Source organism: Thermomonas fusca DSM 15424, assembly GCF_000423885.1.
GTDB classification, from domain to species: domain Bacteria; phylum Pseudomonadota; class Gammaproteobacteria; order Xanthomonadales; family Xanthomonadaceae; genus Thermomonas; species Thermomonas fusca.
Genome location: NZ_AUIV01000006.1, coordinates 60,317 through 72,716, shown reverse-complemented (window position 1 = coordinate 72,716; position 12,400 = coordinate 60,317). Strand labels below are relative to the sequence as shown.

Genomic DNA, 12,400 nt, shown 5'->3' with positions numbered 1-12,400 from the left:
GCGCGAGCGGCGCCCGGCGCTACCAGACCAGGTCGTCCGGCACCTGGAACTGCGCGTAGTAGGCATCGTCCTCGGAGCTGGCGGCGGCGGGCTCGGCGTCCGCGGACAGGCCGTGGTCCAGCACGATCATGCCGGCGTCGCGTTCGCGCACCTTGTCGGCGGCGGCGCGCGGCAGCAGGGCGAAACCCTCGCCCACGCGGACGATGACCAGCGCGCCTGTGGCCAGCTTCTTGCGCTGGTCCTCGTTGACCAGGATGGTGCGGATGGCAGCATCGACGGTGAAGCGGTATTCGATCTCGCCGGCCGCGGCCAGCTTGCGGTCCTGGATGATCTGCCGCGCCTGCGCGCGCAGTTCGGCCGCCTGCGCCTGTGCCTTGCGCTCGCGCTCCAGCGCGCGGTCGCGCTCCGCCTTTTCGGCACGCGCGCGTTCGGCTTCCAGCGTGGCCTCGCTGGGCGCGGCCTGCGCCTTGGCGTGCCGGGCCACGTGCTGCTCGCGGGCCACCGCGGCCACCTTGGATTTCTTCACCAGCCCTGCCTTGAGCAGCTGTTCCTGCAGGGGATTCGCCTTGGCCATCGCGCATGTCTTGTCCGGGGGTTGCCCGGCCATGATACGGCGCCCGCCAACCACCATTCCGTGCGGAGGCTGCAGCGCCCTACCCACACGGCACGGATCGAGCCCGTGTCGATTCGCCGCCCCGTCATCCGTCGCAGGTAGGATCGCCACACCACGGGAGCCCCCTATGCAGCCGACGCCGACGCCCGACAGCCCCGCCGCCGCCCCACCCGACTCGCTGTGGGCCGGCCTGCGCGACGCCATCCGCGGCACCAGCGCGGACTACACGCGCATCCCGCTGCGCCGTGCGGTGTTCCTGCTGGCGGTGCCGATGGTGCTGGAGCTGGTGCTGGAATCCACCTTCGCGGTGGTGGACATCTTCTTCGTGGCGAAGCTGGGACCGTCGGCGGTGGCCACGGTGGGGCTGACCGAGAGCTACCTGTTCCTGCTGTATTCCATCGCGATGGGCCTGGCGATGGGCATCACCGCGCTGGTGGCGCGGCGGGTGGGCGAGGGCGCGTCGGAGGAGGCCTCGGTCACCGCGGCCCAGGCGCTGTGGATCGCGGTATTGGCGTCGGTGCCGTTCGCCATCGCCGGCACCGTGTGGGCGCGCGAACTGCTGGCGCTGATGGGCGCGGACGCGTGGACGCTGGAGCACGGCGTGGGCTACATGCAGTGGATGCTGGGTGGCAACGTGGTGATCCTGCTGCTGTTCGTGATCAACGCGATCTTCCGCGGCGCCGGCGACGCCGCCATCGCCATGCGCGTGCTGTGGGTGGCCAACGGCCTGAACATCCTGCTGGACCCGCTGCTGATCTTCGGCTGGGGCCCGGTGCCTGCGTTCGGCGTGGAGGGCGCAGCCATCGCCACCACCATCGGACGCGGCACGGGCGTGCTGCTGCAGCTGTGGATCCTGTTCCATGGCGGCAAGCACATCCGCCTGCAGGCGGCGCAGCTGGCCTGGCGCGCCGGCGTGGTCTGGCAGATCGTGCGCACCTCGCTGGGCGGCGTGGGCCAGATGCTCGTATCGATGACCTCGTGGATCTTCCTGATGCGCATCCTCGCCAGCATCGGCAGCGAGGCGGTGGCCGGCGCCACGATTGCCATCCGGGTGATGATGTTCACCATGATGCCGGCCTGGGGCATGTCCAACGCCGCCGCCACGCTGGTGGGACAGAACCTCGGTGCGCGGCAGCCGGAGCGCGCCGAGGCGTCGGTATGGCAGATCGGCCGCTACAACATGGGCTACCTGCTGTGCATCGCGCTGCTGTTCTTCCTGCTGCCGCGCGAGCTGGTCGGGTTCTTCAGCAGCGATGCACAGGTGGTGGACATCGGCGGCGAGTGGCTGCGCATCCTGTCGTACTCGCTGTTCGTGTACGGCTGGTGGATGGTCAGCGTCCAGGCCTTCAACGGCGCCGGCGACACCGCCACGCCCACTTGGATCAACGTGGTGTTCTTCTGGCTGATCCAGATCCCGCTGGCCTGGCTGCTGGCGCTGCGCCTGCAGCTGGGGCATTCGGGCGTGTTCTGGGCGGTGTTCGTGTCCGAAACGGCGGTGGGCCTGTTCACCCTGTGGCTGTTCAGCCGCGGGCGCTGGAAGACGGTGCAGGTGTAGCCGCGTTTGCGCCGGCGCATGTCGATCCGGCGTTTACATGCTTGCGGCCACACTTCGCCCCACATCCGCAGCGCAAGGAGCCGCTCGATGGACACCACCGAATCCTGCATGACCAACCTGTTCCTGCAGCTGGGCCTGCCCGCGGGCAAGGACGACATCGCCCGCTTCATCCGCGAGCACCAGTTGCCGGAAACCCTGCTGATCTCCGAGGCACCGTTCTGGAACGACGGCCAGCGCCAGTTCATCCGCGAGGAATGGCGGGAGGACGCCGACTGGGCGATCGTGGTGGACGAGCTGAACGAGGCGCTGCACGCCGATGCGGTGGCCGCGCGCGTGGCGCAAGACTGACCGCGATGGCCGCGCCCGGCTTCGCCATCCGCTGCAAGGCCACGCTGCTGCGCCCGGCCAGCCCGAGGAACGCGAGCTGGCGGTTCCTGCGCCTGCCGCAGGCCGCCAGCGACAGGCTGACGTCGCGCGGGATGGTGGCGGTGGACGGCACGCTGGAGGGCCACACCTTCACCGCGATCCTGGAACCGGATGGCGAAGGCGGCCACTGGCTGAAGCTGCCGCGCGCACTGCATGAAGCCGCCGGCGTGGCGGTTGGCGACAGCGTGGCGCTGTCGCTGGCTCCCGCGGAGAAGGAGCCGGAGCCGCGGGTGCCGGTCGATCTGCGCGGCGCGCTGGCGGACGCGCCGGAGGCGCTGGCGCAATGGAAAACCCTGACCCCGGCCGCGCGCCGCGATTTCATCCAGTGGCTGGACACCTCCAAGCAGGCCGAAACCCGCGAACGCCGGATCGGCAATGCCTGCGACATGCTGGCGGCGGGCAAGCGGCGGATCTGCTGCTTCGACCGTTCCGGCATCTACGGCAAGGGCATGGCTGCGCCGCAGGCGGCTGAGGCCTGAGGGTCGCGGCAAACGCAACATCCGGCGGGTATCGTGGCCGCCGCGGAACCGCCGCGCCATCCCTGCCTTGATGCCTACTGCCGTCCCGCCAACCCGATCGAATCCGCCCGGCAACGCTGGCGAGGTGTTCGGCGCCTTCCTGCGGCTGGGGCTGACCGCGTTCGGCGGGCCCATCGCCCACATCGGCTATCTGCGCGAGGCCTTCGTGCGTCGCCGCGGCTGGCTGGACGATGCCCACTTCGCCCAGCTGCTGGCGGTCTGCCAGTTCCTGCCCGGGCCGGCCAGCAGCCAGATGGGGTTTGGCATCGGTCTGGCGCGCGCCGGCTGGCGCGGCGCGCTGGCGGCATTCGCCGGGTTCACCCTGCCGTCGGCGCTGCTGATGCTGGGGTTCGCCGCGCTGGCACCGCGGCTGGGCGCGGGCGCGGCGGCACTGCACGGGTTGAAGCTGGTGGCGGTGTCGGTAGTGGCGCATGGGTTGCTGGGCATGGCGCGGCAACTGGCGCCGGACCTGCCGCGGCTGCTGGTTGCAGCCGGCGCGGCAGCGCCGGTGCTGGCCAGCGGCAATGCGTGGCTGCAGCTGGCGGCGATCGCGCTGGGCGCAGTGCTGGGAACGTGGTGGTGCCGGCAGGCTGCGGCGCCGACGACGGCGCTGTTCCCGTTCGGCGGCGGCCGGCGGATCGCGGCCGTCTGCCTGACGCTGTTCCTGCTGGGGCTGCTGGCCGCGCTGCTGCTGCCGGCCAGCGCCACGCCCTCGCTGGCCGGGGTGGCGGCGGCGTTCTATCGCGCCGGTGCGCTGGTCTTCGGCGGTGGCCACGTGGTGCTGCCGCTGCTGCAGCAGTCGCTGGTGGCGCCCGGCTGGCTGCCCGCGGACAGCTTCCTGGCCGGCTACGGCGCGGCGCAGGCGGTGCCGGGGCCGATGTTCTCGCTGGCGGCATTCCTCGGCGCGGAAATCCCGCTGGGCCTGCCGCCGGCAGTGGGCGCGCTGGTGGCGCTGCTGGCGATGTTCCTGCCCGGCTTCCTGCTGCTGGCCGGGATGCTGCCGCTGTGGGCCGGGCTGGTGCGGCACCGCCGCGCGGCCAGCGCGATGGCCGGCATCAACGCCGCCGTGGTCGGCCTGCTGGCGGCGGCGTTCATCGACCCGGTCTGGAGCGGCGGCGTGCGCGCGCCGGTGGACGCGGCGATTGCCGTGGTCGGCTTCGCGCTGCTGGCCGGGCTGCGCTGGCCGGCATGGACCGCGGTGCTGTGGTGCGTGGCCGCGGCTGTCGGGATCGACGCATTGGCTTGAGCGCAGAATGGGCCGACCCGGCAGGAGCAAGGCGATGACCCACGCAGGCGCAAGCGACGTCCTCAACCAGCCGCCCGCGCCCGGGCCGTTCGACCTGTGGGGCGACGATCCCGGCCTGCGCGAGGCGGTGCTGCGCGAGAGCGGCGCCAGCTTCGTCGCCCGGCTGGCCGGCTACGGCGCGCTGGCCGGCGACACCCTGCTGCGGCTGGCCGACGACGCCCACCGCGACCGTCCGCGCCTGCAGACGCACGATGCCTACGGCCGCCGCGTCGACCGCGTCGCCTTCAACCCCGCTTGGCACGAGGTGATGGGCACGGCAATCGCACACGGCGTGGCCGGGCTGTCCTGGGCGCACACGCAGCCGGGCGCGCAGGTAGCGCGCGCGGCGCTGAGCTACCTGCACTACCAGGCCGAGCCGGGCAGCAGCTGTCCACTGACGATGACCCACGCCGCGGTGCCGGTGCTGCGGCAGGCGCCGGCGCTGCGCGAATGGGCGGACAAGGCCTGCGCGTTCGACTACGACGGCCGCGACGTGCCCATGGCGCACAAGCGCGGCGTCACCCTCGGCATGGGCATGACCGAGAAGCAGGGCGGCAGCGACGTGCGCGCCAACACCACCCGCGCCACCGCGCTGGGCGCGGATGGCGAATACGCGCTGGCCGGGCACAAATGGTTCTTCTCGGCGCCGATGTCGGACGCCTTCCTGGTGCTGGCGCAGGCACCCGGCGGGCTGAGCTGTTTCCTGCTGCCGCGCTGGTGCCCGGACGGGACGAAGAACGCGCTGCGGCTGATGCGCCTGAAGGACAAGCTGGGCGACTGGTCGAACGCGTCCAGCGAAGTGGAGTTCGACGATGCCTGGGCGTTTCGCGTCGGCGACGAAGGCCGCGGCGTGGCCACCATCCTGGAGATGGTGATGCTGACCCGGCTGGACTGCATGCTGGGCTCGGCCGGGCTGATGCGGATGGCGCTGCGGCAGGCGCTGCACCATGCGCGCCATCGCCGCACGTTCGGCAGGCGGTTGTTCGACCAGCCGCTGATGCGCAACGTGCTGGCCGACCTGTCGCTGGAATCCGAAGCCGCCACTGCCCTGGCCCTGCGCGTTGCCGGCGCGGTCGACCGCGCGCCGCACGACGCGCAGGAAGCGGCGTTGGCGCGGATCGCCACCGCCATCGGCAAGTACTGGATCTGCAAGCGCGCGCCGGTCTTCGCCAACGAGGCGCAGGAATGCCTGGGCGGGCTCGGCTACATCGAGGAGACGCTGCTGCCGCGGCTGGTCCGGCAGGCGCCGCTGAACTCGATCTGGGAAGGCTGCGGCAACATCCAGTGCCTGGACGTGCTGCGCGCGCTGGCGCGCGAACCGGCGACTGCGGCGGCGCTGCGGGCCGAGTGGCAGGCGGCGGCCGGGCTGGACGTGCATTTCGACAGCGCCCTGCAGGCCGGGATCGCGGCGCTGGACACGGGCGTCGGCGAAGCAGGCGCGCGCGGCCTTGTCGAACAACTGGCGCTGCTGTTGCAGGGCGCCATCCTCCTGCGCGCCGGACATCCGCTGGCGCAGGCCTGGTGCGCCAGCCGGCTGGCGGCGCCGCACGCGGCCACGTTCGGCACCCTGCGCGAGGCCGCGCACATCGACGCCGCGCTGGCCCGCTGCGGACCCTGACGCCGGCTCAGCCGGCGCGCATCGTCCCGGTCTCGAGCCAGCGCTGGTGCCAGGACAGCGCTTCCGGCAGCAGGTGCGGGGTGTGCTTGCCGAAGCTGTCGCGGCACGCGCGGTCGAAGTAGTCCTGCAGGGCGTCGCGGTAGTCCGGGTGCGCGCAGTGGCGGATGACTTCGCGCGCACGCTGCTTGGGCGAGAGCCCGCGCAGGTCGGCCAGACCCTGTTCGGTGACGATCACCGCGACGTCGTGCTCGGTGTGGTCGACGTGGCTGACCATCGGCACGATCGAGGAAATCGAGCCGTTCTTCGCGGTGGACGCGCTGAGAAAGATCGACAGGAAGCCGTTGCGGGCGAAATCGCCGGAACCGCCGATCCCGTTCATGATGCTGCTGCCCATCACGTGGGTGGAATTGATGTTGCCGTACAGGTCGGCCTCGATCATCCCGTTCATGCCGATGCAGCCCAGCCGCCGCACCATCTCCGGATGGTTGGAGATTTCCTGCGTACGCATCACGATGCGGCTGCGGTAGAAGTCGAGGTGGCGGCGGAATTCCTCGTTCGCCGCAGGGCTGAGCGCGAAGCCGGTGCACGAGGCGTAGCGCAGCACGCCCGATTTCAGCAGGTCCAGCATGCCGTCCTGGATGACCTCGGTGTAGGCCTCGAGGTCGCGCAGGCCGCTGGCGCCAAGGCCAGCCAGCACCGCGTTGGGGATGTTGCCCACGCCCGACTGCAGCGGCAGCAGGTTGGCCGGCAGGCGGCCGCGCGCCACTTCGTGCTGGAGGAATTCGATCAGGTGCCCGGCGATGCGCTGGCTGTCGGCGTCGATAGGGCTGAACGGGCTGTTACGGTCGGGCGCGTCGGTCAGCACCACCGCGGCGATCTTGTCCGGGTCGCAGCGCAGCGTGGTCTGGCCGATGCGCTCGTCGCCGCGGGTCATCGGGATCGGCCGGCGGTGCGGCGGCAGCGCGGTGCCGTAGTAGATGTCGTGCATGCCCAGCAGCTCGACCGGCTGCCACTGGTTGACCTCGATGATCACCCGCTGCGCGAGGTCCAGCCAGGTCTTGTTGTTGCCCACCGACGTGGTGGGCACCAGCGAGCCGTCCTCCAGGATCGCCGCCACTTCCACCACCGCGGTGTCGATCTGGTTGTAGAAGCCGAACCAGACGTGCTGCGCCACGTGCGAGAGGTGGATGTCCAGGTAGTCCAGTGCGCCGGCGTTGATGCGCTTGCGCGCGCCGGGGTCGCTCTGGAACGGCATCCGCATCGCCAGCCCATCCACCTGCGCCAGCGCGCCGTCCAGCTCGGGCGCGGTGGACGCGCCGGTGAGCAGGTTGATGCGGAACGCCTCGCCGCGCGCATGCGCCGCCTCGATGTGGCTGGCCAGCGCCTGCGGCACCGCCTTGGGGTAGCCGGAGCCGGTGAAGCCGCTCATCGCGACGGTTTCGCCGGGCCGGATCAGCGCCGCGGCCTGGGCGGCACTGGTCACGCGTTCGCGCAGGCCGGCGTGGAGGATGCGTTGTTCGGGCATGTCGTTGCACAGGGGAACGGGCCTTCATTATCCGCCGTGGCGCACCGCCGGACGCGGCTGCATCCACGACGCTGTGTCCCGTAAACGACCGCGTTTACACTGGCGGCTTCCCCCGAACGCCAAGGAAAGCGCCATGAGCCAGTGGTTCCTGCACGACCCGTCCGCCAACCGCCGCCTCGGCCCGATGGATGCCGACGCCGCGCGCATCGAAGCCGCGCGCAATCCGTCGCTGCTGGCCTGGAAGGAAGGCATGGGCGACTGGCTGCCGGTGCGCAATATCGCCGAGCTGTACGACGCCGCGCCCGGCGGCGTGGCAGGCGCACCGCCGCCGCCGCCGCGCAACGGCGGCAAGGGCCGCAGCGACGAGATCGATTTCAAGATCCACGGCCAGGAAATGCAGTTCGTCGAGATCGAACTGGATCCGGGCGAAAGCGCGATCGCCGAAGCCGGCGCACTGATGTTCAAGGACAGCGCGGTGCAGATGGACACCGTGTTCGGCGACGGCTCGGCCTCCGGCCAGGCCGGCGGCTTCATGGACAAGCTGCTGTCGGCCGGCAAGCGCGTCATCACCGGCGAAAGCCTGTTCACCACGCTGTACACCCACGCCGGCAGCGGCAAGGCCAAGGTCGCGTTCGCCGCGCCGTATCCGGGCACGGTGATGGCGATGAAGCTGGACGAGCACGACGGCCGCATCATCTGCCAGAAGGACAGCTTCCTGGCCGGCGCGCGCGGCGTGCAGGTGGGCGTGCACTTCCAGAAGAAGATCCTCACCGGCCTGTTCGGCGGCGAAGGTTTCATCATGCAGAAACTCGAAGGCGACGGCTGGGTGTTCATCCATGCCGGCGGCTGCGTGGTGGAGCGCGAGCTGGCCGCAGGCGAGCGCATCGACGTCGACACCGGCTGCGTGGTCGGCTTCCATGCCAGCGTCAACATGGACGTGCGCCCGGTCGCCGGCCTGAAGTCGATGTTCTTCGGCGGCGAAGGCGTGTTCCTGGCCACCCTCACCGGCCCCGGCAAGGTGTGGCTGCAGTCGCTGCCGTTCTCGCGCCTGGCCGGCCGCATGCTGGCGGCGGCACCGCAGAACGGCGGCAGCCGTGGCGAGGGCTCGGTACTGGGCGGACTCGGCCGCATCCTCGACGGCGACAATTCCTTCTGACCCTGATCGCGGCCGCCGCGTGCGATAGCGGCGGCCGCGCATTGCGGTTCGTGCAGTCGCCTTCACCACCATGAGCGGTTCATGAGCCTCCACATGGGGCTAACGGAAAGTTCATCGCCTGAAGACAGCGCCGGGTGCAACTTGGCCCGGTCGGCAACAGCCGGCTCCCCCCAACGGAAACATCCAAGGAGCGCGACATGACTGTCAAGAAGGATCACAGCATCGGTGAAGGTACGGGCGCGGTTGCGGGCGCGATCACGGGCGCGGCCGTCGGTTCGGCTGCCGGCCCGGTCGGCACCGTGGTCGGTGCTATCGCCGGCGGTGCACTGGGCGCCAAGGGCGGCGGCGCGGTGGCGGAGGCCATCAACCCGACCGAATACTCCCGTCACTTCGAGAGCAACTACAAGAGCGCTCCGTACTACGTGAGCGGTAGCGAATGGCGCGACTACGAGCCGGCCTACAAGTACGGCTACGACACCTACAGCCAGTACCGCGGCCGCAAGTTCAAGGACGTGGAGTCCGACCTCGAGCGCAACTGGGAAGCCACCAAGGCGAACTCGCGGCTGGCCTGGTCGGAAGCCAAGGGCGCGGTGCGCGATGGCTGGCACCACATCGAGAACACCCTGCCGGGCGACGCCGACCGCGACGGCCACTGAGCCACGGCGCCATCGCGATGACAAGGCCGCCTCCGGGCGGCCTTTTTGCGGGACGCGGTAACATGCGCGGCCGTCCACGCCCGTTCCTGGAGCCCACGATGTCCGACGCCCCCCGTCGCGAGGATTCCCGCCACGACGTCACCCGCCAGCAGGCCGAGGACGCCGTGCGCACGCTGCTGCGCTGGGCCGGCGACGACCCGACCCGCGAAGGCCTGCTGGACACGCCGCGACGGGTGGCCAAGGCCTACGAGGACTGGTTCAGCGGCTACGCGCTGGATCCGGACGACTACATGGCCCGCACCTTCGAGGAAGTGGGCGGCTACGACGAGATGATCGTGCTGCGCGACATCGAGTACGAAAGCCACTGCGAGCACCACATGGCGCCGATCATCGGCAAGGTCCACATCGGCTACCTGCCGGACGGCAAGGTGGTCGGCATCAGCAAGCTGGCGCGGGTGGTCGAAGCCTATGCGCGCCGCTTCCAGGTGCAGGAAAAGATGACCGCGCAGATCGCCGGCTGCATCCAGCGCGCGCTGCAGCCGCGCGGCGTGGGCGTGGTGGTGGTGGGCGCGCACGAATGCATGACCACGCGCGGCATCCACAAGCGCGGGGTGAGCATGGTGACGTCGAAGATGCTCGGCAGCTTCCGCGACGACGCACGCACCCGCGCCGAGTTCCTGCGCTTCATCGAGGTCGGCCCGGGCCGCTGAGTTCAGGGCTTGCAGCGCCCCATTTAATCCGGGTAATATTCACCTCCCCTTCGAGGAGATCCGCCCGTGGCCAGCCCGTCCCTGCGCTGCACCGCTTTTTCCGGCAGCTACCGGATCGCCAGCGGCGAACTGCGCCACGTCGCGCTGAAAGCCAAGCAGGCCTTCGATGCGCAGCCGGAGCGGCCGGTGCTGGTGTTCGACGACGCCGACGCACGCACCCTGGAACTGCCGCTGGAGCTGCCGTCGGCCGACCTGCTGGCGTGGCTGTCCAGCCCGCAGACCCTGCGCGACGACAACCCCGAACCGGAGCGGCCGCGCCGCCCCGGCCGGCCCAAGCTGGGGGTGGTGCCGCGCGAGGTGACCCTGCTGCCGCGCCACTGGGACTGGCTGGCGGCGCAGCCCGGCGGCGCCTCGGTGGCGCTGCGCCGGCTGGTGGACGCAGCGCGCAAGGTGTCGGTGGAGGATGACCGCCACCGCGCCGCGCAGGAAACCACCTACCGCTTCATGCAGGCAATGGCCGGCAACGAGGCCGGCTTCGAGGACGCCACCCGCGCGCTGTTTGCCGGTGACTACGGGCGCTTCCAGGCCGGCATCGCGCGCTGGCCGGATGACGTGCGCGAACACGTGGAATGGCTGGCGACGGACGCCTTCGTCGCCTGATCCAGCGCCTGCGCCGCGTACCGGCGCGGCAACAACCAGACACCCAGGGATTTCCGCTTGAACGCCACCCCCGCTCCCGGCGCGCGCAAGGCCGCGCTCGCCTTCATCTTCGTCACCGTGCTGATCGACGTGATCGCGTTCGGGGTGATCATCCCGGTGCTGCCGCACCTGGTGGAACAGATGGTCGGCGGCGACCTGTCCACCGCCGCCTACTGGACCGGCGTGTTCGCGTTCGCATTCTCGGCCGTGCAGTTCTTCTGCACGCCGATCCAGGGCGCGCTGTCCGACCGCTTCGGCCGCCGCCCGGTGATCCTGCTGTCCTGCTTCGGGCTGGCCGCGGACTTCGTGTTCATGGCGCTGGCGCCCACGCTGGCGTGGCTGTTCGTCGGCCGACTGCTGTCGGCCGCCACTTCGGCCAGCTTCTCCACCGCCAATGCCTACATCGCCGACGTGGTGCCGGCGGAACAGCGCGCGAAAAGCTTCGGCATGATCGGGGCGGCGTTCGGGCTGGGCTTCATCGTCGGCCCGCTGATCGGGGGCGTGCTGGGCGACATCAACCACCGGCTGCCGTTCTGGTTCGCCGCCGGGTTGGCCCTGCTGAACTTCCTGTACGGCCTGTTCGTGCTGCCGGAATCGCTGCCGCGGGAGCGCCGCACCGCGCGCTTCGACTGGAAGCACGCGCGTCCGATGGGCGGCGTGCGCATGCTGCTGGAACACCCGCGCATCTGGGCGCTGGTGGCGGTGGTGTTCATCGCCAACTTCGCCCACTACGTCTATCCCAGCACCTTCGTGCTGTTCGCCGACGCCGCGTTCGACTGGAAGGAAAAGCAGGCCGGCTACGTGCTGGCCGCGGTGGGCGTGTGCAGCGTGATCGTCAACGTGGCGCTGGTGGGGCGGCTGGTGAAGGCAATGGGCGAACGCCGCGCAATGCTGCTGGGGCTGGCCTGCGGCACCGCCGGCTTCGTGCTGTACGGGTTGGCCGGGGCGGGTTGGGTGTTCCTCATCGGCCTGCCGATCAGCGCGCTGTGGGCGGTGGCGGGGCCGGCGACGATGGCGCTGATCACCCGCCAGGTGCCTGCCAACGAGCAGGGCCGCATCCAGGGCTCGCTGGGCAGCCTGGTGTCGCTGGCCGGGATCGTGGCGCCGGCGCTGTTCGCCGGCTCGTTCGGGTTCTTCATCGGCCCGCGCGCGCCGGTCCACCTGCCCGGCGTGGCGTTCCTGATCGCCGCACTGCTGCTGGCGATCGCCGCGCTCGTGGCGTGGCGCTATACCGATGCCGCGCACCTGCAGGCAAGCGCGACCTCCGACGTGCAGGGCCTCGACGAGCGCGCATGAGCCACGGCTACCGGGCGGCGGTTAACCGCAACTGATGCGCTCGATGAGGCCGCCGGCGTCCTGCAGCACGTTCACCCGGTCGCCGCGGTATTCCAGGGTCACCATCTGGTCGGGCTTGAGCGCACGCACCAGCGTGGCGCCGCTGGCCTTCCGCGCCGCCTCGATATTGGCCGCGGTGGCCGGCTGGCCGACATAGCGTTGGGCCGCATCGGCATTGCAGGCCATCGGCGCCTCCGCGGCGGGCGGCGGCGTGGCGGGCCGGCTGGCGCAGGCGGACAGCAACAGCAGGGGGGACAGCAGCGACAGGCGCAGGGTCATGGGGCAGGCTCGCGGAAATGTGACG

Annotated in this window: 13 protein-coding genes; 10 read left to right on the top strand and 3 right to left on the bottom strand. The window is 70.8% G+C overall.

The features are described 5' to 3' along the window. Positions 1-19 precede the first annotated feature (19 nt). Positions 20-574, bottom strand: a complete 555-nt coding sequence (locus tag G582_RS0103175) for a DUF2058 domain-containing protein (protein ID WP_028838598.1) — start codon at positions 572-574, stop codon at positions 20-22. A 166-nt stretch (positions 575-740) separates the two neighbouring features. Between G582_RS0103175 and G582_RS0103170 the strand changes: the two genes are divergently transcribed. The 5 genes from G582_RS0103170 to G582_RS0103150 all read left to right on the top strand — a co-directional run bounded on the left by G582_RS0103170 (position 741) and on the right by G582_RS0103150 (position 6,015). Beyond that, on the top strand, positions 741-2,168 hold the full coding sequence (locus G582_RS0103170) for an MATE family efflux transporter (protein ID WP_051246571.1): 1,428 nt from the start codon (positions 741-743) through the stop codon (positions 2,166-2,168). Positions 2,169-2,255: 87 nt separating this feature from the next. Next, positions 2,256-2,516, top strand: a complete 261-nt coding sequence (locus G582_RS0103165; RefSeq protein WP_028838596.1) for a DUF2789 domain-containing protein — start codon at positions 2,256-2,258, stop codon at positions 2,514-2,516. Positions 2,517-2,521: 5 nt separating this feature from the next. Then, on the top strand, positions 2,522-3,073 hold the full coding sequence (locus G582_RS0103160) for a YdeI/OmpD-associated family protein (RefSeq protein ID WP_028838595.1): 552 nt from the start codon (positions 2,522-2,524) through the stop codon (positions 3,071-3,073). A gap of 70 nt (positions 3,074-3,143) precedes the next feature. Continuing rightward, positions 3,144-4,358, top strand: a complete 1,215-nt coding sequence (chrA, locus tag G582_RS15250) for a chromate efflux transporter (RefSeq protein ID WP_038052639.1) — start codon at positions 3,144-3,146, stop codon at positions 4,356-4,358. 34 nt (positions 4,359-4,392) lie between these two features. After that, positions 4,393-6,015 carry an acyl-CoA dehydrogenase family protein gene (locus G582_RS0103150; protein ID WP_028838594.1) on the top strand — a complete coding sequence of 541 codons (1,623 nt, stop codon included), beginning with the start codon at positions 4,393-4,395 and terminating at the stop codon, positions 6,013-6,015. A gap of 7 nt (positions 6,016-6,022) precedes the next feature. On the opposite strand, the gene scpC is transcribed toward G582_RS0103150, so the two are convergent. After that, on the bottom strand, positions 6,023-7,540 hold the full coding sequence (gene scpC / locus G582_RS0103145) for a succinyl-CoA:acetate CoA-transferase ScpC (protein WP_028838593.1): 1,518 nt from the start codon (positions 7,538-7,540) through the stop codon (positions 6,023-6,025). 133 nt (positions 7,541-7,673) lie between these two features. Between scpC and G582_RS0103140 the strand changes: the two genes are divergently transcribed. The 5 genes from G582_RS0103140 to G582_RS15240 all read left to right on the top strand — a co-directional run bounded on the left by G582_RS0103140 (position 7,674) and on the right by G582_RS15240 (position 12,057). Beyond that, positions 7,674-8,696 (top strand): TIGR00266 family protein, encoded by a 1,023-nt coding sequence (locus G582_RS0103140; protein WP_028838592.1) that lies wholly within the window; start codon positions 7,674-7,676, stop codon positions 8,694-8,696. Positions 8,697-8,893: 197 nt separating this feature from the next. Continuing rightward, positions 8,894-9,352 carry a glycine zipper domain-containing protein gene (locus G582_RS15245; protein WP_051246567.1) on the top strand — a complete coding sequence of 153 codons (459 nt, stop codon included), beginning with the start codon at positions 8,894-8,896 and terminating at the stop codon, positions 9,350-9,352. 98 nt (positions 9,353-9,450) lie between these two features. Further along, positions 9,451-10,062 carry a GTP cyclohydrolase I FolE gene (gene folE, locus G582_RS0103130; protein WP_028838591.1) on the top strand — a complete coding sequence of 204 codons (612 nt, stop codon included), beginning with the start codon at positions 9,451-9,453 and terminating at the stop codon, positions 10,060-10,062. 66 nt (positions 10,063-10,128) lie between these two features. After that, a complete protein-coding gene (locus G582_RS0103125; RefSeq protein WP_028838590.1) occupies positions 10,129-10,722 on the top strand; it encodes a DUF2239 family protein in 594 nt (197 codons plus the stop codon). Positions 10,723-10,779: 57 nt separating this feature from the next. Continuing rightward, positions 10,780-12,057, top strand: coding sequence for a TCR/Tet family MFS transporter (locus tag G582_RS15240; protein ID WP_083960918.1), 1,278 nt, complete (start codon positions 10,780-10,782; stop codon positions 12,055-12,057). A gap of 21 nt (positions 12,058-12,078) precedes the next feature. Here the strand turns inward: G582_RS15240 and G582_RS0103115 are convergent, their stop codons facing one another. Then, on the bottom strand, positions 12,079-12,375 hold the full coding sequence (locus G582_RS0103115; protein WP_028838589.1) for an I78 family peptidase inhibitor: 297 nt from the start codon (positions 12,373-12,375) through the stop codon (positions 12,079-12,081). Positions 12,376-12,400 lie beyond the last annotated feature (25 nt).

Coding starts and splice junctions, on each gene's coding strand:
- G582_RS0103175 (WP_028838598.1), bottom strand. CDS start 574: ATGGCCAAGGCGAATCCCCTGCAGGAACAGCTGCTCAAGGCAGGGCTG.
- G582_RS0103170 (WP_051246571.1), top strand. CDS start 741: ATGCAGCCGACGCCGACGCCCGACAGCCCCGCCGCCGCCCCACCCGAC.
- G582_RS0103165 (WP_028838596.1), top strand. CDS start 2,256: ATGGACACCACCGAATCCTGCATGACCAACCTGTTCCTGCAGCTGGGC.
- G582_RS0103160 (WP_028838595.1), top strand. CDS start 2,522: ATGGCCGCGCCCGGCTTCGCCATCCGCTGCAAGGCCACGCTGCTGCGC.
- chrA (WP_038052639.1), top strand. CDS start 3,144: ATGCCTACTGCCGTCCCGCCAACCCGATCGAATCCGCCCGGCAACGCT.
- G582_RS0103150 (WP_028838594.1), top strand. CDS start 4,393: ATGACCCACGCAGGCGCAAGCGACGTCCTCAACCAGCCGCCCGCGCCC.
- scpC (WP_028838593.1), bottom strand. CDS start 7,540: ATGCCCGAACAACGCATCCTCCACGCCGGCCTGCGCGAACGCGTGACC.
- G582_RS0103140 (WP_028838592.1), top strand. CDS start 7,674: ATGAGCCAGTGGTTCCTGCACGACCCGTCCGCCAACCGCCGCCTCGGC.
- G582_RS15245 (WP_051246567.1), top strand. CDS start 8,894: ATGACTGTCAAGAAGGATCACAGCATCGGTGAAGGTACGGGCGCGGTT.
- folE (WP_028838591.1), top strand. CDS start 9,451: ATGTCCGACGCCCCCCGTCGCGAGGATTCCCGCCACGACGTCACCCGC.
- G582_RS0103115 (WP_028838589.1), bottom strand. CDS start 12,375: ATGACCCTGCGCCTGTCGCTGCTGTCCCCCCTGCTGTTGCTGTCCGCC.